Annotated in this window: 18 protein-coding genes and 1 riboswitch; of the genes, 5 read left to right on the top strand and 13 right to left on the bottom strand. The window is 50.7% G+C overall.

Going from position 1 to position 20,572, the window contains the following annotated elements:
• Window positions 1-65 precede the first annotated feature (65 nt).
• The 5 genes from ACLB09_RS23525 to ACLB09_RS23505 all read right to left on the bottom strand — a co-directional run bounded on the left by ACLB09_RS23525 (window position 66) and on the right by ACLB09_RS23505 (window position 6,715).
• Window positions 66-3,728 (bottom strand): response regulator, encoded by a 3,663-nt coding sequence (locus ACLB09_RS23525; protein ID WP_410772268.1) that lies wholly within the window; start codon window positions 3,726-3,728, stop codon window positions 66-68.
• A complete protein-coding gene (locus ACLB09_RS23520; RefSeq protein WP_410772267.1) occupies window positions 3,725-4,894 on the bottom strand; it encodes a PP2C family protein-serine/threonine phosphatase in 1,170 nt (389 codons plus the stop codon). The genes ACLB09_RS23525 and ACLB09_RS23520 overlap by 4 nt, the downstream gene beginning before the upstream one ends.
• Before the next feature lie 208 nt (window positions 4,895-5,102).
• Entirely contained in the window at window positions 5,103-5,447 is a 345-nt protein-coding gene (locus tag ACLB09_RS23515) for a YflT domain-containing protein (protein WP_410772266.1), read from the bottom strand.
• A 106-nt stretch (window positions 5,448-5,553) separates the two neighbouring features.
• Entirely contained in the window at window positions 5,554-6,105 is a 552-nt protein-coding gene (locus ACLB09_RS23510) for a hypothetical protein (protein WP_410772265.1), read from the bottom strand.
• Between the two features lie 109 nt (window positions 6,106-6,214).
• Window positions 6,215-6,715, bottom strand: coding sequence for a DUF948 domain-containing protein (locus ACLB09_RS23505; protein ID WP_410772264.1), 501 nt, complete (start codon window positions 6,713-6,715; stop codon window positions 6,215-6,217).
• 272 nt (window positions 6,716-6,987) lie between these two features.
• Between ACLB09_RS23505 and ACLB09_RS23500 the strand changes: the two genes are divergently transcribed.
• Window positions 6,988-7,152 carry a DUF1328 domain-containing protein gene (locus ACLB09_RS23500; protein WP_410772263.1) on the top strand — a complete coding sequence of 55 codons (165 nt, stop codon included), beginning with the start codon at window positions 6,988-6,990 and terminating at the stop codon, window positions 7,150-7,152.
• A 114-nt stretch (window positions 7,153-7,266) separates the two neighbouring features.
• Here the strand turns inward: ACLB09_RS23500 and ACLB09_RS23495 are convergent, their stop codons facing one another.
• Complete coding sequence (locus ACLB09_RS23495; protein WP_410772262.1) at window positions 7,267-7,839, bottom strand: hypothetical protein; 573 nt, start codon at window positions 7,837-7,839, stop codon at window positions 7,267-7,269.
• A 135-nt stretch (window positions 7,840-7,974) separates the two neighbouring features.
• On the opposite strand from ACLB09_RS23495, the gene ACLB09_RS23490 reads away from it, so the two are divergent.
• Window positions 7,975-8,301 (top strand): hypothetical protein, encoded by a 327-nt coding sequence (locus tag ACLB09_RS23490; protein ID WP_410772261.1) that lies wholly within the window; start codon window positions 7,975-7,977, stop codon window positions 8,299-8,301.
• A gap of 106 nt (window positions 8,302-8,407) precedes the next feature.
• Here the strand turns inward: ACLB09_RS23490 and ACLB09_RS23485 are convergent, their stop codons facing one another.
• A complete protein-coding gene (locus tag ACLB09_RS23485; protein WP_410772260.1) occupies window positions 8,408-9,445 on the bottom strand; it encodes a C40 family peptidase in 1,038 nt (345 codons plus the stop codon).
• Between the two features lie 299 nt (window positions 9,446-9,744).
• Window positions 9,745-10,632 (bottom strand): cation diffusion facilitator family transporter, encoded by an 888-nt coding sequence (locus tag ACLB09_RS23480; RefSeq protein WP_410772259.1) that lies wholly within the window; start codon window positions 10,630-10,632, stop codon window positions 9,745-9,747.
• A gap of 198 nt (window positions 10,633-10,830) precedes the next feature.
• Between ACLB09_RS23480 and ACLB09_RS23475 the strand changes: the two genes are divergently transcribed.
• Window positions 10,831-11,019, top strand: a complete 189-nt coding sequence (locus ACLB09_RS23475) for a hypothetical protein (RefSeq protein WP_410772258.1) — start codon at window positions 10,831-10,833, stop codon at window positions 11,017-11,019.
• 84 nt (window positions 11,020-11,103) lie between these two features.
• Here ACLB09_RS23475 and ACLB09_RS23470 read toward each other — a convergent pair whose 3' ends face one another.
• The 5 genes from ACLB09_RS23470 to ACLB09_RS23450 form a co-directional block, all read right to left on the bottom strand.
• A complete protein-coding gene (locus ACLB09_RS23470; RefSeq protein WP_410772257.1) occupies window positions 11,104-12,729 on the bottom strand; it encodes an ABC-F family ATP-binding cassette domain-containing protein in 1,626 nt (541 codons plus the stop codon).
• A gap of 789 nt (window positions 12,730-13,518) precedes the next feature.
• The gene (locus ACLB09_RS23465; RefSeq protein ID WP_410772256.1) at window positions 13,519-14,466 is read right to left on the bottom strand and encodes an MBL fold metallo-hydrolase; all 948 of its coding nucleotides are present in this window, start codon (window positions 14,464-14,466) and stop codon (window positions 13,519-13,521) included.
• Between the two features lie 146 nt (window positions 14,467-14,612).
• Window positions 14,613-14,714 carry a cytochrome bd oxidase small subunit CydS gene (cydS, locus tag ACLB09_RS23460; protein ID WP_410772255.1) on the bottom strand — a complete coding sequence of 34 codons (102 nt, stop codon included), beginning with the start codon at window positions 14,712-14,714 and terminating at the stop codon, window positions 14,613-14,615.
• Window positions 14,715-14,720: 6 nt separating this feature from the next.
• On the bottom strand, window positions 14,721-15,752 hold the full coding sequence (locus tag ACLB09_RS23455; protein ID WP_410772254.1) for a cytochrome d ubiquinol oxidase subunit II: 1,032 nt from the start codon (window positions 15,750-15,752) through the stop codon (window positions 14,721-14,723).
• Window positions 15,749-17,098, bottom strand: a complete 1,350-nt coding sequence (locus ACLB09_RS23450; RefSeq protein ID WP_410772253.1) for a cytochrome ubiquinol oxidase subunit I — start codon at window positions 17,096-17,098, stop codon at window positions 15,749-15,751. The genes ACLB09_RS23455 and ACLB09_RS23450 overlap by 4 nt, the downstream gene beginning before the upstream one ends.
• Before the next feature lie 326 nt (window positions 17,099-17,424).
• Here ACLB09_RS23450 and ACLB09_RS23445 point away from each other — a divergent pair, with 326 nt between their 5' ends.
• Window positions 17,425-18,573: a virulence factor gene (locus tag ACLB09_RS23445; protein ID WP_410772252.1), complete on the top strand. Its 1,149-nt coding sequence runs from the start codon at window positions 17,425-17,427 to the stop codon at window positions 18,571-18,573.
• 119 nt (window positions 18,574-18,692) lie between these two features.
• Window positions 18,693-18,886, top strand: a riboswitch (Lysine riboswitch).
• Between the two features lie 178 nt (window positions 18,887-19,064).
• Entirely contained in the window at window positions 19,065-20,534 is a 1,470-nt protein-coding gene (locus ACLB09_RS23440) for an amino acid permease (RefSeq protein WP_410772251.1), read from the top strand.
• The last annotated feature ends 38 nt before the right edge of the window (window positions 20,535-20,572 follow it).

Below are 20,572 nucleotides of genomic sequence, written 5' to 3'. Positions count from 1 at the left end.
TAGACAGTGATGTAACGACATTGTGGCAAAAGTAAGGCTATTATTTTTTTACCCGTTTTGTCAGGTTACGAATACAACCATACCCGCATTAATGACAGCAATTGATCGGTCTGAATCGGTTTCTTCACGTAATCGGAAGCTCCCGCCTCAATACATTTTGCCCGGTCATCCTTCATTGCTTTCGCGGTCAAGGCTATAATCGGCAATTTGGCGTACTCCGGCATCTGGCGAATTTGGCGCATAGCCTCATAACCGTCCATTTCCGGCATCATCATATCCATCAGAACCATGTCAATGTCGTCCTGTTCCTTCAGGAAGTCGAGAGCCTCCCTGCCGTTTTCCGCATACACCACACTCATGCGGTAGCCTTCAAGGACGCTGGATAAGGCAAATACATTGCGCACGTCATCATCGACGAGCAAAATCTTTTTGCCTTCAAACAATTCTTCTTTATTATGCAGCTTCTGCAAGATCCGTCGCTTGTCCTCCGGCAGGTCCGCTTCGATCCGATGAAGGAAGAGCGTCGTTTCATCGAGCAGGCGCTCAGGCGATTTAACGTCTTTAATGATGATCGACTCCGTATATTTCCGCAGGCGGAGTTCCTCCTGCTTATCCAGATCCTTGCCCGTATAAATAATGATCGGTAGATCGTTCAATTCCTCATCGTCCCGGATCTGATCGAGCAGATCGAAACCGGTAATGTCGCTCAGCATCAGATCCAGCACCATGCAGTCGTAGTGTTTCTCCCGCAGTTCCTGCAACGCCTCCCCGCCGGTGGAAACCGCGGTGATCACGACATCGTCATGGCCGATCAGTTCGATGATGGAGTTCCGCTGAACATCGTCATCCTCAACAATAAGGAGGTGCTTGAGGCTTTTCTCCGTAAACGATTCTATATGGGAGAAGGCTCGCTCCAAATGTTCCCGTGTTGACGGCTTACGGAGATAGGCGATAGCCCCCATCATGAGACCCTGCTTCGCTTCATCGACCACCGAAATCACATGCACCGGAATATGCCTTGTTTCCGCACTGCTCTTGAGTTCGTTCAAAATCGACCAGCCGTCCATGACCGGCAGTTGAATATCCAGAATAATCGCATCCGGTATATAATCCCGCGCGAGTTGCAGTCCCTTATCGCCTTGAACCGCGATAAGCGTTTTGAAGCCGTGGTTGCGGGACATATCCAGCAAAATCTTGGCGAACTGAATGTCATCCTCGATGATGAGCATGACCTTGTCTCCCGCTTCCAGCACTTCCCGGTCGTCTTCGATCGGATCCGTTACGGCGACGGGTTCGTCGACCGGACGGACATAAGAGCTCTTGCCGAAATAAGGGGCGACTACCGTGTTCGTAACGGCCGCTTCCTGATCGGCGATGAATAACCGGGACGGGGCCTCCTTCGGCAGATACAATTTGAAGACGCTGCCCTCCCCTTCTTCGGACTGGACGGTGATCATCCCGCCGAGCAATCCGGCCAAGCCTTGGCTGATCGAGAGGCCAAGGCCGGTACCGCCGTATTTGCGGCTGGTCGTACCGTCGACTTGCTGGAACGCTTCGAAGATAATGTCCATCTTATCGTTAGGAATCCCGATCCCCGTATCTTTGACGACCATTTCCAAATAGTCGCGCGAAGGATCCAGTGCAGGCGGCAAGGTCTCTGCCATCGCCGACTTAATGCTCAAGGAAATTTCGCCCTGACTAGTAAACTTAAACGCATTGGAAAGCAAATTCCGCAAAATCTGTTTCACCCGGTGTCCGTCCGTCTGGATTTCGGCCGGCACGGAGCTCTCCAGTTCAATGCGCAAGTCAAGACCGCTGCTCAACGCGACAGGGCCAAAGTTTTGCTCCACGAACCGCTTCAGATCTTCAAGCCGAACCGATTCGCGGTTTATTTCCATTTTGCCCGCATCTACCTTGGAAAGGTCCAGAATTTCATCGATCATTTTCAGGAGATCGGCACCCGACATATGAATGGTATGCGCATATTCGATCTGTTTATCGGTTAAATTGCTCTCCTTATTTTCATACAGCAGCTGCGAAAGAATGAGCAGGCTGTTAAGCGGCGTCCGCAATTCATGGGACATATTGGCCAAAAATTCCGATTTGTATTTGCTGGTTACGGCCAATTGTGCCGCATGACGCTCCAGTTGCACCTTCGTGAGCTCGATTTCGTTATTTTTCTCTTCGACTTCCTGAACCTGTTCTTCCAGGGCCCGCGTCTTGGCAATCAGCTCCGTATTGAAATGTTCCAATTCCTCCTGCTGCCGCTGCAGCAGTTCTTCGGAGCGCTTAAGCGCCACCGTCTGTTTCTCCATGCTTTCGTTCGAACGCCGCAGTTCTTCCTGCTGGGTCTGAAGCTCCTCGGATTGAACCTGAAGCTCTTCCGTCAAAGCCTGCGATTCACGCAGCAACTCTTCCACGCGAAGGCGGCGGTTGATATTGTTCAAAATAATGCCTAGGCTTGACGCCAATCCCGACATCAAATTTTCTTCAAGGGAGGTAAACGGATCGAATCCCGCAAACTCCACAACGCCCAGAACTTCATCCTCGAACACAACCGGGTAAATAAGAATATGGTTCGGCTTGGATTCTCCCAAGGCGGAGCTTACCGAAACATAGTCTTGCGGCGCATTTTGCAAGGCAATAGGCTTCTTATCAAGGGCAGCCTGTCCTACCAGGCCTTCCCCTACTTTGAAGGTTTGCGGCGACTTCAGGTCCGAATTGCCCGCATAGGTGCCTGACAGATACAACATATCCGGACTTTGCTCTTCATCCCGGATATAGATGGCTCCATAATGCGCCCCAAGCAGAGGCGTAAATTCGCTGATAAACATCTGCGAAATTTGCTCCAATGAATTGATGCCGTGCAGCAGCTCCGTGATGCGCGCCAGATTGGAGTCGATCCAGGACTGATCTGTCTGCAACTGCAGAAAATTTTGCTCCGCCTCCTGCTTTTCCTGCAGATCCTGGGAGATTTTCCGGAAGACCTGGGCCACTTCTCCTATTTCGTCCTGCGTGGAAAGAGGAACCTCCTGAATCGCATTCAATTCGTTCCTCCCGAAGTGGCGCATCATCGTATTGACCGTATTCAGTCCTCTTGAAATGCTCGGAAGCACCCAAAGAACGATTCCCAAACCAAACAGCAATCCTACCGCCATGATCCCGATCGTGATCTGAATGGAACGTTCATAAGCTTCTCCGGCACTTTCTACGGCCAGTTCAATTTCGGAGTTGTAATAATCCCGCATTTCATTCAGGTTATTGAGTAACGTATCCTGCACATTCTGCCCGATGGATAACCTGTACTCATTGGCTTCCGCGTACTCTCCCCGGCTCATCAGTTCGGTGACATGGTTTTTGTATTCCATAAAATCGCCGATGACATCATCCGTTTTGCTTAAGATAAGTTTTTCTTCCGGGGTAACCGCTTTGGATTTTATCTCGTCGTAATATTGTTGTGCCGATTCGTTCAAAACAGCGATTTTGGCGGATTGCGAAGCCGTATAGTTGTCATCTTGCCTTTGAAGCATATTTGTCAGGAGCCGCGCAATATCGTTATAATCGCCGCGCATTCCCGTTGCGTTCTTTATGATGTAGTATTTGTTTGAAGATATATTATCCAGTTCGCCATTCATATATCTGAGCCTGTCATAACTGGTAAATGTCAATACCAGCAAAATGACCAATAGCGAACTGAAGCCAATCACCAGTTTGTTTCTAATCTTCATTCCTTGCTTTCTCCTCCTTTTAACGTGATCCACACCAGGCACTTATCATCTTCCCGTTCCTGCGGCAGCATCTCGTCGAACAGCACCTGCTCTATCCCATCCTTATTAAATACATGACTTCCCCGCAATTTTTGCTCCAGATAATCCAACTGTTCCTCCTGCGTTCCTTCCACCGCTTCGGTAAGCCCATCGGTGTAAAGAACAAGATGGCAATCTCCTTCATAGTAGACCGTTTGGGTCGTTGCCTCGATTTTATCGAACAGCCCGACAGGCGGACAAACGGCGCTAAGCTTAACGACCGGGTTATCCTGCTGGTAGAAAAGCGCTGGCGGATGACCGGCATTGACGTAATCGATCTTCTTGTATTTTGTATCCACCACCAGGTAGATAGCCGTAAAATAATATTGGACAAGTTGGCTGTCGATGTATAAGAGATTGAATCTCCGGTTCAATTCCTGAATGACTTTCTCAGGTTCGACATAGGTGCTGACGGTATCTTTCAGGACGGAGGCGATAAACATGCAGAATAGCGACGAGGAAATGCCATGACCCATCATATCGAGCAGAATAATTCCGTACCTCCCGTCTCCGAGCGGATACCAGGAATACAAATCTCCTGCCAGTTCAAAAGAGGGCTTATACAAGGCGTCAATTTCAAAGAGAGGATCGGAAATCGGGGAACTCAAGACGGCATTTTGAATCAAAGCCGCCAGCTTTAATTCCTCCTGGATTCTCTGGTCCCGTTCCTTATGCCAATCCTTCTCTTGCTTCAGCCGCAGGGCAAGCCTTATTCTCGCCATCAATTCCACTTTATTGATCGGTTTGGTGACATAGTCGACCGCGCCTGCATCTAGCGCTTCCGCCAGCTTTTTGGAATCGCCTACCGCCGTGACCATAATAATCGGGATGTCCTTCAATTGTTCATACTGCTGCAACAGGCGGCAGGCTTCAATCCCGTCCATCTCGGGCATCATCATATCCAGCAAAATCAAATCTATATCGCTACGCCCGGTTTCTACAGAGACCCCCGGAGTTTCTACCCCAAGTCTTTGAAACATCTCATGGGCGGAAGAGACGGCGACGGTATCCCGGTAATCTTCCTTCTTTAAGATTTCCCGGATAATTATGATGTTTGTTGGATTGTCGTCAACGATTAAAATTCTCATAGAACTCTCCTTAACCATCTTAAATTATTTGCCGAATCCTGCTCTATATTAAGGATAACATGTTTTGCACTCTTTTCGGCACAAAACGACAATATCCTGCTTGTTTAGGCAAGTTTTGCATATATATCCAAAAACATAGATAAGGAATGGGAGGCTCCACCCATTCCTTATCTATAATTTGGATGTATCAGAAATGACTGATCATCAATCAGACGGTCTTCCTCGCAATCACCAGAACCTTCCCAAAATCCAGCTCTTTTTCATAGAACGCCGCCTCGGTCTCCGTGAAACCAAGAGAAACGATTTTCGCCCGAAGCTCGTCCCCCCGGGAACGGAACAGATTTGCGATCGCCGTAAAGACGCCCTCTTCTTTTATTCCGACTTCATTCGCATTAGCCGCATCCGCAATCCTGTCACTGCGGTCCTGGTCATGGGCAAGTACGAAAATATCATCGGCTGCATATCCGGTGGAGTGGAGTTCCTGAACTGCCTCAACAGCCTGTACACCGTTTTGAACTACTTTGGCATAAGATTTATTGTCGATTGTGCTCATGATATCACGCTCCTTAATATTAGTGGTTAATCTAAGTGTATATCTAAATTACATTACCCACGGCAGCCATGAAAGAAACACCCTTTTCCTCTCATTTGCAAATAAATTAGGAAGCGGCGTCATCAAACAAATCGACACCCGTAATCTTACCCGATGCGGGATCCTTATATACTTTGAGTGCGGCATGGCCACGGATGTACACCTCCCCGTCTTCCGCCACAAAATCAGGTTCACCGAAAAAATGACGCAGCCACACCTTTTGAAGCGGGATCGAGATACCGTTAAGAGTCACTTTTTTCGGATAAGGTCCAGTGTGCACGTAATAAACAAGATCTTCATATATTCCTACGGTCAAGGTGCCATAATGACATTCCGTATAACCCGTATATGGATCTTTCTTGATGGAATCGGGTTCTCCCTTTTTTGCAAGTACGCTCTTGAAATCATCATATAAAGTAATGTTCCCCATAGATTCGAAGGAGTCGAAAGACTCGATGGTTCGGGCTGTCTCCCCGTTTTTTCCCGCCGCATCGGCCGGAAACGGATTTTGCCAAAGCGCCAGCCGGACCGAATGTTGGTCCGGTAAATCTGCAACCGCCGGCATTTCGCCGGCAAAGGGAGAAAGAAGTCCTAACAGCAACAACAGTGCATGAATCATGTTCCTCACCCTTTCTGATGATTGAGGCTCTTTACGGCATCGTTATCCGTTTCCGTGCGGACCGTTCTACGGCGATCGACAATTGAGCAGTTATATGTACCGATCTTGATTAAGAGCGGTATTTCTGCCAAACTCCGGCGGCGATATCCGCCCATTTCAACCATCCTGGCGGTTTACGTTCAGGTTCTGGCGTTTCATACGGCAGCGCATATGCCCTCATTTCCTCCGGCGTTTGAGCTACCGCGTTCTTGGCCTGCGCTTGCGAAGCCTTCGAACGTTTGGGCTGGCTTTTCATTCTGTCGATAAAAGCGGTGGATACCTGCTTAGCGGCCAGGGTAACTTCATTCAGCACGTCCCCCACATTTTTCACCGATTCCAGCACCGGATCAATCTGCTCCATTTTATGTTGCAGGTTACCCGTGAGATCATTGGCCTGTCTGACCACATGCTTCACTTCATAACTTAGCTCATCAATCGTCTTCTGGACTTCCTGCAGGGTCTGTGTCGTTTTATCCAGAGACTTTTCTGCAGCTTTCAAGGTTTTAATTAGAAAAACAACAAGTACGGCAAATGCTACGGCAATGAGTGCGACGCTTAATTCCCAGATCATCCCGTTCCCTCTCTTTCTGTACGGTTTCGTTTGATAATTCATAGTTACCCTAAGCCCTTAGGCCCGAAACAAAGGGCGGGACCACTTCCCTACCTGGAAACAAGCACTCTGTTTCAAGGCAAAAAGCCAGGGTTAATTAAGGCTACGAGCGAAGCGGTTCACGACGATTGACGCCTCCCGCAAAGGCAGGCAACCGGTTCGTAAGGCACTTCTCGAAGTGCAGCCTTTAGTATCACTATACAATAATTTTATATGAAAGGAAGATGATTACCATGTTGAAATGGTCAATGATTTTTCTGGTCGTTGCTTTGATCGCCGGCATATTCGGTTTCTTTAATATTGTGGCGGCTGCCGCCTCGATCGCAAAAGTCCTGTTCTTCATATTCCTGGTACTGTTCGTAATTTCGTTGTTTACAGGAAGAAGCCGATCCATGTAAGTAAAGTAGAGGCTTTTCCGTATTGCACGAAATTTCAAAACAAAAAAAGCAGCAAGCCCCGGTAACTGGAGGCTTGCTGCTTTTTTTGTCTATTTGCTTGTTCATCCGGTTCAATTACAACAGGTTCAGATACTTGGCGACTTCAAGCCAATCCAGCTTGAATTCCACCTTGATCGTTTTTCCCGGAAAGCTCATTTCCTTGACTTTTACAACATCGGGAAGATAATTCCCCAAGTCAATTTCAATCGGTTCCAACCCGAACCTCTCCGGCGGGAGCGTCATCCCTCGTATCCCCAATTTCTCAGGAACGAGCAACAGGCGCCCTAAGGCATATTCCATGAGGTAATCGGCTTTCACACCAACATCCAGCGCTCCCCAGGATGCATTCAAATCGGCGGTAAGCCGGTCCCCATTCAATTGAAAATCGGCCCCGGTAATTTGAACGGGAAGCTCATGTTCGTCAATGTATTGCTTCAGTTCTTTCTTGGACAAGTTATTCAGTTCCTGCTCCGTTAGCGTCAGTTCGGGCCGTCGCGTCTCCGCCATTCCCCGCAATTTGTCTTCCCAGGAGACTGCAGCGTAATGAAGGTCAAGACTTTTAGCGGGTCTTATATACAGAACTATCGCAGCTATCAGAAGCACTAACATTAAGAGAAAAAAACCGATAACCAGCCTGCGTTTCCCCATCCTCCAGTCCCTCCTTTTCACGGCTATTCATAATTAGATTAAAAATATTTACTGGAAAATGATTCTTAAGTTGCTTGACTGTTTATTACATGTATACAAACACAAACCAAACCGTTTGAAGGAGGAAATTACCTAATGAAAAAGCTTGCAGCCCTTTCCGCATCTCTTATTCTTACCGCCGCTTTCGCAACTGCCGTATCGGCAGATCCCGTTGTTGACCCGGTTCCTCCGGTAGTTGAAGAACCATTAGTGGCGGCTGAAGACATCGTCATTGCCCCAAATCCGGTTCAATTGCTGGAAATAACATATTTCTACGCCGATCCGAACGGCACTGCGCTTAGCGCGTTGGCGCCTCAGGAGGTTCACCCAACAGGTCAAACGATCGATGACTGGGTGCAAATTTATACTTGGCTCGGTAAAGCATGGATTTATCTGCCTGGCTACGTTCCAACCTACTTCTAAATAAAGGTTACCAAAAGTTATCTTTCCAAACAACATCGCTCCACGGTGAAAGGGTTCTCCCTCTTCCCGCGGAGCGATTTTTTTGGTGTGAATTGGCTTGATGAAATTATTTCAGCACGCTTCCCCCATAGAGAAACCGGTGTTCCCACGAACCGTCAAATTTGTCGATCCGCACTCCGCCGGACTTGGAGGAGTACGTATGAAGCAACTGTCCTCCGCCGAGATAAATGGCGACATGCGTGATGCGCTCGTTATTAGGATCAACGCCTTGATAGGCCGAGGCAGACGAACCTTTATAGCTCATAAAAAAGACCAAGTCGCCTGCTTTAAGGCTACCAATATCATAAACGGCCGTTCCGTTATCCCGAATCCAGGCTCCTTGCTTACGGGAATCGGCAGGAAGCACGATTCCGAGCGCATCGCGATAGGCTTGGCGGACAAAGTCCGAGCAATCAAAGGTAGCCGTATTGCCCCGGTCGGAACCGAATTCATACGGAGTGCCGAGATATTTTTTGCCCGCTTCAATAACTTGCGCGATCTTGGCTTGATTTGGTTCCGCCGGTGGCGGCGTTGGGGTTGGTGCTGGCGCAGGCGACGGGGCAGGCCCGGACACGGTGCCGTTGATTTCAAGATATTTATCCGACGTACTGACGTAACCTGAAGTGCCGCTCTCGGTTATTACTTTATAAAAATAATCATTGCTCTTCTCGAGAATCGTAACTTTCGTTCCTTTATTTAGCATTCCAAGGACTTTCCCCGAAGTTGAAGGCTGGTTGCGCAGGTTTACGCCGTAAACGACTACGCCCGTCGTTCCTTGCCCTCCCCCGTCCGGAACACTGACACTTCCGCCAACGCTTATGTATTTATCTGACGCGCTGACATAACCTACAGTTCCATCCTGGCTTTGGATTTTATAAAAATAATCGCTGCTTCGCTCCAGTATCGTTACATCGCTTCCTTTTTTCAAAAAACCGATAACGTTGCTGGAAACCGAAGGTTTGTCGCGTAAATTCACACCGCTTTCGATATGTCCTATCAGTACTTTCTGAGCCGTAGAGGACGCAGCCGATACCTGCTCTTGCATAGTAGTATAAGAAGTGAGTAATACAGCGCTCATTGCTATAACCGCAATACTTCGTTTCATAGTTGTACCTCCTTGAGGATAATCTTGGTGTCGATAGGTGAATCTGTGTCGTTCCCCCTTTCCTTGGGCTTGTTCCCATTATAGTCCATGTCGAACTTTGTCTAAATCCGTCGATTTTCACAGAATTATGTATTTTACTGCTCCGATTTACCCAGTCGCCGAATAATAGGAAAGGTCCTTTTTCCTAATAGGAACTATATTTTTGGGAAAATAGCGCAAATCGGAATACCAAAAAAACCGCCAGAACCAGTCTGCCGGTTTTCCCTGTGTATCCATTAGCACATCTTATCCAGTCAAATTTATATCGTATTAACGGGCTCCACCGATTTCGGTTCCACATGGACATGAACATGCATCACATTTTGAATCTTCCTCATGCGTTCTTCCACCCGGTCGCTGATATGATGGCTTTCAATGACGGTTAATTGAGGATCCACCTCGATGACAACATCCACTAGCACATGATTGCCGTGCACGCGAGCCTTCAGATCCCTGATGCCTTCAACTCCTTGAATCCGCTCAATCGTACCGCGCAGGTCACTGAGCTCTTTTTCATCAAAGCCGTCCGTTAAACTGTGTGTGGAATCCCGGAAAATCTCCCAGGCTGTCTTACAGATCAACAGGCCCACGGCAATCGCGGCAGCCCCGTCAAGCCATGGCAGGCCAAACTGTGCTCCAATAATGCCGACCGCAGCTCCTATGCTGACCAAGGCATCGGACAAATTGTCCTTGGCCGCCGCCATCAAGGCATGATTATTAATCTGCTTGGCCAACTTTCGGTTATATAAATAAACGCCGCCCATCGCCACTGCGCAGATTACCGCTACTCCGGCGGACAAAATATCAGGCTCGGTATGATGACCTTGGATCAAGGAGCGCGCCGCAGTGATAATGACTTGAATCCCCGCCATGGCCATAATAAACGAGGCTACCAAAGCCGCAATCGTCTCCGCCCGAAAGTGACCGTAGGCATGGTCCGAATCCGGCGGTTTTTGCGAAATCCGCAAACCGATCAGCACCGCCACCGAAGCCACAATGTCCGTTAGATTATTAACTCCGTCCGCCAGTAAAGCGCTGGAAGCAAACCAATAACCGCTGATCAGCTTAAATGCCGACAGCAATAAATAGGCGGCAATGCTGACCCATGCTCCCCGTTCTCCCTTGCGTATATCGTCATAAATATCCAAGTGTTGCACCTCCAGGCCTCTCCCCAACATGAAGATTTTCAAAGTCGTTACATCATCGTAGCAAAAGGCATCCGTTTAAGTCCAGAGAAACAGTGTTGCCCAAGGCAAAAGCAATGATACTCATTATTCCCGTTGTACGCTTATTTAAAAACGTATAGAATAAGAACAAGCCCCCTTCAATTTGAGGAGATGATCTTGATGACGGAAAGTAATGAACCACGCAAAATCGATCTGGCCGAAGCAATGCGCCAGAAACTGCAGCAAAAAAAGCAGCAGCAGCAAAACGGCAATAAGCCCGGAATGTCGGGGAACCAACAGACCAAAGCGCTGAAAAGCCAAAACAACAAAAAACCAAATAATCAGCGTCGGCGGACCGGAGGCTCGTAAGCCTTGTCCCCGAATGAAAACAAGCCGCGGCTGTCAAAGACAGCCGCGGCTTGTTCGTGTGATGGGCATACAAGCGGAAGAAGCTTATACTTCTTCCGGATACATGCTCTTACGAAGATTTTGAACTTCTTCACTTTCAAGATATTCATCATAGGTCATGACACGGTCAATAACGCCATTTGGCGTAATTTCAATAATCCGGTTAGCGATCGTCTGGATAAACTGATGGTCATGAGAGGTAAAGAGGATCGTTCCGTCAAAATCGATCAAACCGTTGTTCAGAGCCGTAATCGATTCCAAATCGAGATGGTTCGTTGGCTCGTCGAACAGCAGTACGTTCGCGCCGTTCAACATCATTTTAGCCAACATGCAGCGTACCTTCTCTCCCCCGGACAGCACGCTCGCCTTCTTGAGCGCTTCTTCTCCGGAGAACAGCATCCGGCCCAGGAAGCCGCGCAGGAAGGTTTCATCCTGATCGTTGGAGTATTGGCGCAGCCAATCTACCAGATTAATGTCCACTCCGTCAAAGTAACTGGAGTTGTCTTTCGGGAAATAAGCCTGGGAAGTCGTTACGCCCCAGCTGTACTCGCCCGCATCGGCTTCAAGCTCGCCCATGATAACTTGGAATAGCGTTGACTTCGGCATAGAGTTAGGACCGACAAAAGCAATCTTGTCGCCTTTGTTTACTACAAAGCTAACGTTATCCAACACTTTTTCCCCGTCCACGTTCTTGGTCAAGCCCTCGACGGTAAGCAGTTGCTTGCCCGCTTCACGCTCCGCCTTAAAATGCAGGAACGGATATTTCCGGTTGGAAGGACGAAGGTCCTCCAGCGTAATTTTGTCCAGCTGCTTCTTACGGGAAGTAGCCTGCTTGGATTTGGAAGCATTGGCCGAGAAGCGCTGAATGAAGGCCTGCAGCTCCTTGATCTTCTCTTCTTTCTTCTTGTTGGCGTCCCGTTGCAATTGCAGGGCCAATTGGCTGGATTCGTACCAGAAGTCGTAGTTGCCGACATACATCTGGATTTTGCCGAAATCGATATCCGCAATGTGCGTACATACTTTGTTCAAGAAGTGACGGTCATGGGATACGACGATAACGGTGCCTTCGTAATCCATAAGGAAGTTCTCCAGCCACTGGATCGACTCCAGGTCCAAATGGTTCGTAGGTTCGTCAAGCAACAGGTTGTTCGGGCGTCCGAACAGCGCTTGCGCCAGGAGTACGCGGACTTTCTCGTTGCCGCTAAGCTCCGCCATTTTCTTGTCATGCAAATCGCGCGGAATTCCGAGGCCGATCAGCAATGCCGCTGCGTCCGGTTCAGCATCCCAACCGTTCAATTCGGCAAATTCGCCCTCAAGCTCGCCGGCGCGCATACCGTCTGCTTCGGAGAAGTCGGCCTTGGCATACAAGGCGTCTTTTTCCTTCATAATGGAATACAGCCGGGCATGGCCCATAATTACCGTTTCCAGCACCGCAAATTCGTCATACTCGTAATGGTTCTGTTTCAAAACAGCCAACCGTTCGCCGGGAGTCATGCTGACTTCGCCTTGATTCGCTTCGATCTCCCCGGACAAAATTTTAAGAAACGTCGATTTCCCCGCTCCGTTGGCACCGATCAACCCGTAGCAGTTTCCCGGCGTAAATTTTATATTTACATCTTCGAAAAGTGCCCGTTTTCCATAGCGGAGCGTTACACCATTTGTACTGATCATTTAAACAATCCCATCCTTTATGAGTTATCACACTACTGGCTCAATATTATAGCACATATCGTCCGGTAAGTTGAGTCATTCCTAATAACTAGCACTTAAAAAAACAGCTATGGATCTAGCACGTGGCGCTCAGCTATAGCGTTAGAAAGCCGAACCCTCCCGTTCTCCAGCAATACATTGTATGTTTGAACCTTCCGCGACCCTTCCGCTAAGAAGTAAATTAGAAAATGGCGAAAGAGCCTAGGATGGCGATACTTCGGATAGAAGAGTGAATATGGTGGATTTGGCGCTGGGGAAGGAATATGGCGTTCTTTCTTAGTTTGGCTTAGGACAACCCGCTGGGCGCGAAGAAGTGCATTGGTAAGTTTGAAGGATTGATGTGGAGAAGTAGTAGTGTGTGAGGTTGTGTGTGAGGGCAAGCTTGGACTTAACACCTAATAATTAACTGGATTTCCTACAGTTATTTTGCTCTTCACAGGCCGTCGTGATCATTTAACTGGAAAACCTCCAGCTATTTTCGCCGAAACTCCCTACTTTCGTGAAAAAGTAGTAAATTAACTGTAGGTTTTGCAGCTAATTAAAGCAAAACGAGGGATTTCAAAAATTAACTGGAGGTTTTCCAGTTAATTTTGGGCTGGCTGCGCTTAGCGCAATGCGAAGCAGCCAGCACAAACAGAGTCATCCGGCCGAAAAACGGCAGGATGACTCTGTTTCCGAATAGCGGCGCGCCGGGTACGTTGCGCGGGCCGCGCAGCAACCGCGCGCGACAAGCCCGGCCCGCTCGGCGCGTCACGCCTCGGGGAAGCGCAGCGTCTCCCCGTGCAGCAGCACGCGGATCGCCGACTCGGCGATGCCGCGTCTCTGCCGGTCCGCCTCCAGGCGGTCCAGCGCTTCGCGCGCCGTATCGTCGGCCAGCCGGAAGGTGCCGTAATGCATCGGCACCATCAGCTTGGCCCTGACGTCGACGAACGCCTGCAGCGCTTCTTCCGGCGTCGTGTGCTGGCTCGTCATGAACCATTCCGGTTCATACGCCCCGATCGGAAGCAGCGCCACATCGATGGCGAAGCGCTCCCCGATATCCGCAAAGCCGCGGAAATAGCCGCTGTCCCCGGCAAAATAGATCACCTGATGCTTCTCTCCCTCCCGGGGAGCCGCGGGCTCCAGCACAAAGCCGCCCCAATGGGAAGTATTCGTATCAAACGGCGTGCGCCGCGTCCAATGCTGGGTTGGCACAAACGAAATTCGGGCATTCCCGATTTCCAACGACTCCCACCATTTCATCTCCCGGGTACGCTGGAATCCTTTACGGATCATTTTGCGCCCCAAGCCGGACGGAACTACGATTTCCGTCTCTTTTCCGTAGAGCCTCCGGATCGAAGACACATGCATATGGTCATAGTGCGAATGGGAAATCAGAATAACATCAATGTCCGGAATGTCCCCGATCGGGACGCCCGGAGAACCCAGACGGCGCTGGAATCCCATTCGCGAAGCCCAGACCGGGTCGGTCACGATATTCAGCCCTTCATACTGGATCAGAAAAGTGGAATGCCCGATCCAGGTCAGCGATACTTCCTCCCTGTTCCCGAGCAAATAATCAAGTTGCGGCGGCGAGTTCGGTATAATATATGAGTAATCCTTCCTTTTTCTGCGGCGTTCTTCTCGCCACTGTCTAAACTGCTTCAACGTTTTATCCGTGTTGACATTATCCATATTGTTGTAGCGCGTTCTCGGCATACCGAGGATTCCTCCTTCCATTCCTCTCCATCATATGACCCCTCATGGCAGAGCGGCCCCGATTTCCAGTCATGTAAAATCGCCGGATTACCAGGATTATTTGTTTATCATTGTAAAGCATCCCTCAGGCGATGCCAAATTTCCTCTTAGTTATTAGGATCTTTATAAAGATTGGCGTACACGAACAGGAACGCTATGGCAACGACTACGACCAATTCCGGCGCAATCATCATCGTGAAAAATTCCACCCGGTCTCACCCCTTTTTCGGCGAATCGCCGCGAACATATTTGGCATCGAACAAAAACAGGCGCATGATTAATATCAGCGACGGGATCAAAACTACCAGACCCGCTACAAAAGCCGTAATCAGCGCGATAGCCATCGTCTCGTTCGTGAAGCTTTCGTAAATGCTGACCTGCTTATAGAGAATATAGGGCAAGTGCGATCGTCCGTACCCGTACCAAGCGAACCCGAACTGCAAAATAACGAGGATGAACGACCAACCGAGATGATGCTTTTTCCATATAAAATAAACCGCCAGAAGAAAACAAATCAGCGAAGCGATGAACATCCAGGCGATGTCCAGCATATTTCCGAAATGCTCCGGGTTTTGACGGTCGATCTGAAAAAAAGCAAACACGCAGGCCAGAATCGTCGGGCCGCTCCAAAGCAGCGCATAACCCCGCAGCACCTCAAATGCTCCCTGATCCCCTGCTTTGCCTGCGTAAAAAGCCAGAAACATAGCCGAAATATACAACACGGACACAAGCGCCAATATAATAACCGACCAGGTATACGGATTGCTGAAAAAGCTGAGCCAATTCAGGATCACTTTCCCGTCCTGCTCCTGAATGATCCCGCCTTCGGAAATCGCCAAAACGGTAGACAGGGCCGCCGGAATCAACAACCCGGTCGCTCCGTAGATCGCCATATAAATCTTGTTGTTCACTTCGCTGCTGCCGTAAGTATTGTAGGCATAGTAAGCTCCCCGCAGCGCCAGAAGCACCGTCGCAAGACTTCCCGGAACGAGCAGCGCGGTCCCGAAATAATAAGCGGAATCGGGAAAAAAGCCGACCAGGCCCACGACGAAAAAAATCAGAAACACGTTCGTCACTTCCCACACCGGGGACAGGTAGCGCTGGATAATGTCGTGCACCTTGTTTTCGTGGCCCGTCAGTACGCTGTAGTAGCTGAAAAATCCGGCTCCGAAATCAATCGAGGCCACGATCAGGTAACCGAACAAAAACGTCCACAGCACCGTAATGCCGACGATTTCATAGGTCATTTCCGCTCACCTCCCGGTATCCCTAACTCCCGCATCTCATCGTCCACGTTTTTATTGCGGAATAGCTTGGCCAGGACGACAATGCACGAAACGCAGAGCACAAGATACAAAATAACGAACATGATCAGCATGGGCCCGACGCTTTGCGAAGTCGTCGCCGCTTCCGACACCTTCATGTACCCGCGCACGATCCAAGGCTGACGCCCGAATTCGGCGAACATCCAGCCAAGCTCGATCGCGGTCATGGCGAGAGGCCCTAGCGCAACGATACCCAGCAGCAGCCATTTCGGAATACCCTTGCTTTTTCCCGGCAGCCACCGCCGCAGCAAATACAGGAAAGGAATCAAAACGAGCAGCACGCCGATCGTTACCTTCAAGTCGAACATATAGTGGATCAGAAGCGGGGGCCGCTCATCCACCGGGAATTCGTTGAGGCCGATAACGTTCGTATTCGGGGTGCCGCCAGCCAAAATACTGAGCGCATACGGGATCTCAAGCGCATATTTGACCTCGCCGTTCTCCCCAAGCACGCCGCCGAAAATGAGCGGTGCCTTCGTCATCGTCTCGAAATGCCATTCCGCGGCGGCCAGTTTTTCCGGCTGGTAATGAGCCAGAAATTTTCCCGAGAAATCGCCGATGATCGCCGTCGATACCGCAAAGACGAACGTGGCCGTCACCGTGAGTTTTAACGCCTTTTTGAAGTAGGCATCCTTCCGGCCCCGAAGCAGACTAAAGGCAGCGATGCCCGCCAATAGCCCGGCGCTAAGGGTATAGGACGATGCCAGCACATGCGACACCTTCGTCGGAGTTGCCGGATTGAACATGGCGACTAGCGGATGAAAATCGGCAAACACCCCGTTTTTTAGCGTAAAGCCTTGAGGCGTATTCATGAAAGCATTCAAGGTGGTAATAAAAAACGCGGACGCTGAAGATCCGATCACCACCGGAATCAGCAGCAGCAAATGCAGCATCGGCCTTTTGAACCGCTCCCAGGTGTACAAATAAATACCGAGAAAGATCGCCTCAATGAAAAAGGCGAACGTCTCCATGAACAGCGGCAGGGCGATCGCCTGCCCGGCAACGCGCATAAACGTCGGCCAAAGCAGGCTAAGCTGCAATCCGATGGATGTTCCCGTCACGACGCCGACGGCAACCGAGATGACGAATCCTCTGGCCCAACGCCGGGCCAGCAGCGTATAGTGGGGATCCTTCTTGCGAATCCCCCTCCATTCGGACAGCGCGATCATCATTGGAACGCCCACGCCTATTGAAGCGAATACAATATGTACGAAAAGGGTCAGTCCGGTAAGTATCCGGCTCAATGTAACGGGATCCAGGGAAGGCATGCAGCCCATCAACTCCTCAGGTAAGATGACTTTCAAACCATTTTTAATAGTATTGCAGGAAGCGAAGCACACTCTTGACGAACGCATATAACATGATCACGGCGACAACCAGGCAAACAATGATCAGCGTCCGTTCCTGCTTTTTAAACATGTCACTGCCCCCTTCGGTAAAGACTGCCCGAATTTCCACACGTTTTATTGTGTCGATCCCGTTCCTTTTTATTCCTTGTCCTCTGTCCTCCGGAATAAATGAAGAATTTACCCAAAAGCTTGGGCTTGGGACGGGCTTGGAGTAAAATAAGATTGGAAGGAGATGTGAACAACTTATGAAAATTGTATTTATCGAACCTACGCCGAGTCCCAATTCCATGAAGCTTCACATGGACGAAACTTTGGAACCGGGGATTCGCAAAACATACACCCTGGACAACGCCCGCTCCGCCCCGTCGTGGATTCGGCAAATGCTCAACATTCCGGGAGTAAAAAGCGTCTTCCACACGGCGGACTTTATCGCGCTGGACCGCAAAGGCAGCGCCGACTGGGCCGCGATCCTGGCCGAGGTCCAGGATCAGTTCGGACAGGAGCACGTGGAAGCCGCCTGGGACCCGGAGGCCGCCGAAGCGGCCGGGTACGGCGAAGCCCAGGTGTTCGTCCAGTTTTTCCGCGGCATTCCGATGCAAATCCGCGTGAAGTCCGGGGCCCGCGAGGAGCGAATCTCGCTCGCCCAGCGGTTTGTATCCGCCGTTACCGAGGTAGCGAGCGCGACGCTCATTAAAGAGCGCAAGCTGAGCGATTACGGCGTCCGCTACGGCGAGCTTGCGGAAATTGCCCGCGAAGTCGAGCAGGAGCTGGAAGCGGCGTTTCCACCGGAACGGCTGGAAACGATCAAGACGCAGGCGATCGCGCACGGACGCAGCGAAGCCGAGTTCGTGGAGCAGCGCCGGGCGCTTGGCCTGGACGAAGTCCGCGAGCGGATGAAGGACGCGGACTGGCACGTCCGCTATGCGGGCCTGGAGGCGCTGCAGCAGCCTGGCCCCGAAGCGCTTCCGCTGCTCGCGGACGCGGTGCGCGATCCGCAGATGCAGGTCCGCCGCCTCGCGGTCGTCTACCTCGGCGACCTCCGGACGCCGGAGGCGATGACGCTGCTGTACGAAGCACTGCGCGACAGCTCGGCCGCCGTGCGCCGCACCGCCGGCGACACGCTGTCCGACATCGGCGATCCGGCCGCGACGGAGCCGATGATCGCCGCCCTGGGGGACGCGAGCAAGCTCGTACGCTGGCGGGCCGCCCGCTTCCTGTACGAAGTCGGCACCGACGATGCGCTCGATGCGCTCCGCACGGCGGCCGATGACCCCGAATTCGAGGTCGGTCTCCAGGCGCGCATGGCCCTGGAGCGGATCGAATCCGGAGAGCAGGCCGCCGGAACGGTATGGCAACAAATGGCGAAACGCGACCGGGCTAGCGACCCAAAATAGCTGAAGCGCTCGTGAAAAGGCAGAACAATGTCAATAATTAGACATTGTCCTGCCTCTTTTCTTGCTATATACTATGGAATTGTTGCTTGGTTAAAACTGAATAGAAACCTCATCATTCCAGGTGAGGTAGAGGTCGCGATTGTGAAGAGTACACCGGAGGAGGCGCTGAAGCCGCCGATGATTCCCGTGGAAAGGCACCGTCGCCGAAGCTTGTCGCCCGCTTCATCCGACGGCAGGCTGGGGCTGTTCCCGAAAGGGACAGAACTGTCACGTTGTTCCTTCACCGGGAACGGCGTGTTGAGCTATCTTTTCATTTGCATGAATGGTGGGGGTGCACGGTATAGATATGAGGCCGCGGATTCCTTTCCGCGGCCTTTTTGCATGAACAGACGCGGATTCGGTTACGGCGGCAGCGGCAGCTTAACTTCAAGCCAAATGCGGATAATAGATAGCAGGATATGGTTTTCTAAATTGTTAAGGAGTGTTTTCGCATGAGCAAAAAAAATATCAGCACGGCACAATCTTTGAAGCCCGGCCTGAAAGCCCGGCATATGACGATGATCGCCCTCGGCGGGTCCATCGGGACGGGCCTGTTCCTGGCCAGCGGCGGCGCCATCGCATCCGCCGGGCCCGGAGGGGCGCTTCTCGCCTATGCCGCGGTCGGCATCATGGTTTATTTTCTGATGACCAGTCTTGGAGAGCTCGCCACTTATATGCCGGATTCGGGCTCTTTTGAAACGTATGCTTCGCGCTTCGTCGACCCTTCCCTCGGCTTCGCCATGGGCTGGAACTTCTGGTATAACTGGGCGATTACGATTGCGGCAGAGCTCTCCGCAGCTACGTTAATCATCAAATACTGGTTTCCTGAAAGCTCTTCCCTGCTTTGGAGCTTTTTGTTCCTGGCCCTGATTTTCGGACTCAATGTGTTGTCCGTAAAAGGATACGGAGAATCGGAGTATTGGTTCGCCATGATTAAAATTGCGGTCGTCATTGTATTTCTTGTTATCGGCGTATTGATGATCTTTGGCATTATGGGTGGCGAAGCGATCGGCTTCAAAAATTTCACGGTGGGTGATGCACCTTTCCACGGAGGATTTTTCACGTTCCTCGGCGTGTTTATGGCTGCGGGTTTCTCGTTCCAAGGGACGGAGATGGTCGGTGTCGCGGCCGGAGAAAGCCACAATCCGCGTGAGCATGTTCCGCGCGCCATCCGGCAGGTATTCTGGCGGATTCTGATTTTTTACATTCTGGCGATTCTGGTCATCGGTCTGATCATTCCTTATACGAACCCGAACCTGCTCAAAAGCGGTCTGGAAAGCATCGGGGTCAGCCCGTTCACGCTGGTGTTCGAAAAAGCGGGAATGGCCTTTGCCGCTTCCGTCATGAATGCCGTCATTTTGTCCTCCGTACTGTCCGCCGGCAACTCCGGCATGTACGCTTCCTCGCGGGTGCTGTATTCCCTGGCGAAACGGGGAAAAGCGCCGAAGTTCCTGGCTAAATTAAGCCGTCGCGGACTTCCGGTCAATGCTCTGCTGATGACATCCTTCATCGGGATGTTTGCCTTCTTTGCCTCGCTGTTCGGAGACGGGGTCGTGTACACTTGGTTGCTGAACGCCTCGGGTATGTGCGGCTTCATCACCTGGCTCGGCATCGCGATCAGCCATTACCGCTTCCGCCGGGCGTATGTCGCCCAAGGCCGCGACCTGAAGGATCTTCCTTACAAAGCGAAATGGTTCCCATTCGGGCCAATCTTTGCTTTCATACTCTGTTTTGTCGTAATTTTGGGACAAAATTTGGCCGCCTTTTCAGGCGACCAGATCGATTGGTATGGCGTTGTAGTTTCATATATCAGTATTCCGTTATTCCTGATCGTCTGGCTGGGGTATAAGTGGCTGAAGCGCACCAAGGTAATTCCGCTTCAGGAATGCGACCTGGACTCTCCTGCCCAGCCAATGGAATAACGCTAGAATAGTAGTATTGAATGAAGCACCCAAGGAGC

This window comes from Fontibacillus forbon (assembly GCF_046559655.1).
GTDB lineage: Bacteria > Bacillota > Bacilli > Paenibacillales > Paenibacillaceae > Fontibacillus.
This window is presented reverse-complemented; position numbering and strand designations above follow the sequence as displayed.